The organism is Nostoc sp. UIC 10890 (genome assembly GCF_054786515.1).
Map to the genome: position 1 here is coordinate 1 of NZ_JBSGKF010000122.1, position 1854 is coordinate 1854.

Annotated in this window: 1 protein-coding gene; it reads left to right on the plus strand. The window is 44.1% G+C overall.

Annotation, left to right across the window (positions count from 1 at the left end):
• The coding region (locus tag ACWATR_RS39715; RefSeq protein WP_460345801.1) for a non-ribosomal peptide synthetase at nucleotides 1-1854 on the plus strand (1854 nt) is incomplete at both ends.

Below are 1854 nucleotides of genomic sequence, written 5' to 3' on the forward strand. Positions count from 1 at the left end.
AGAGGAACGAATTTCTCAACTGCCACTGTTAACAGAAGTTGAGCAACATCAACTATTAGTAGAGTGGACTGATACTCAGGTAGATTATCCGCTAGATTTGTGTATCCATCAGTTGTTTGAAGAGCAGGTTCAGCGTACACCTGATGCAGTGGCAGTTGTTTTTGAAGACCAACAACTGACTTACCAGCAGCTTAATAGTCGTGCTAACCAGTTGGCGCACTACCTCAAGTCTTTGGGAGTGTCCACAGATATGCTGGTGGGCATTTGTGTGGAACGCTCAATAGAAATGGTGGTGGGACTACTAGGTATTCTTAAGGCAGGTGGGGCATACTTGCCGCTTGACCCTGAGTATCCGACTGAGCGTTTGCACTTTATGCTAGAAGATGCTCAAGTTTCGGTGTTGCTGACTCAGCAGAAACTCCTTGATAGGCTGTCCCAACATCAAGCAAAACTGGTTTGTTTGGATACTGACTGGCAGCTTATTTCTCAGTTAAGTCAGGATAATCTCATCACTGAGACACAAGCAACTAATTTGGCTTATGTGATTTATACCTCCGGTTCTACAGGTCAACCCAAGGGAGTGCTGATTGCTCATCAAGGATTATTAAATTTGGTGTTCTGGCATCAAAACACTTTTAACATCACGACCTTAGACAAAGCCACTCAGCTAGCAGGAACAGCATTTGATGCTGCTGTATGGGAGTTGTGGCCTTACCTGACCGCAGGAGCAAGTATCTACTTAGTCAAATCTGAGTTCCTTAGCTCGTTAGCGAAGCTACGAGACTGGTTGATTTCCAAGCAGATTACTATCAGTTTTCTGCCAACACCACTAGCACAGGAATTATTGTCTTTGGAATGGCCAACTGAAAATTTGGCTTTGCATTCCATACTGACTGGAGGAGATAAGCTTCATCAGTATCCATCAGATTTAATTCCCTTCCAACTAGTGAATAATTATGGCCCAACTGAAAATACTGTTGTTACAACTTCTGGGCTGGTAGTTGCCAAGGAGCAAGATCAGATATCACCGAGTATTGGCAGAGCGATCGCTAACACTCAAACCTATATTCTAGATAGTAATCTGCAATTAGTTCCCATTGGTATCCCAGGAGAGTTACATATTGCTGGTGTCGGGTTAGCAAAAGGCTACCTTAACCGCCCCGAACTGACAACTGAAAAATTCATCCCCAATCCGTTTAAAAGAAGCAGGGGAGCAGGGGAGCAGGGGAGCAGAGGAGCAAAAATTCTTCCTAATTCCCAGTCCCTAGTCCCCAGTCCCCGGCTTTATAAAACTGGAGATTTAGCACGTTATCTACCCGATGGCAACATTGAATACCTGGGACGCATTGACAATCAAGTAAAAATTCGGGGCTTCCGCATTGAGTTGGCAGAAATTGAAGCATTACTGGGACAACATGATGATGTGCAGATATGTTGTGTCATTGCTCGTGAAGAAACTCCAGGTAATAAGCGCTTAGTCGCTTACGTAGTGCCGCATTTACAGGCGATTTGTACTGAGCGGAGTCGAAGTACACCCACAACGGACGAACTGCGTCAGTTTCTTGACGATAAACTGCCTGGGTATATGGTGCCAAGTGTTTTTGTGATGCTGGAGTCCTTACCCCTGACGCCCAACGGCAAAGTAGACCGTCGCGCTTTGCCTGCTCCAGATTTACAACAGGAACTATCAAATTATGTAATGCCAAATACTGAAGTAGAAAAAATCATTGCTGGCATTTGGCAAACAACACTGGAAGTAGAAAAAGTGGGAATTTACAATAATTTCTTTGAACTCGGAGGTCATTCGTTACTACTGGTACGAATTAATCAGCAATTACAAGAAAAATTTGGCTT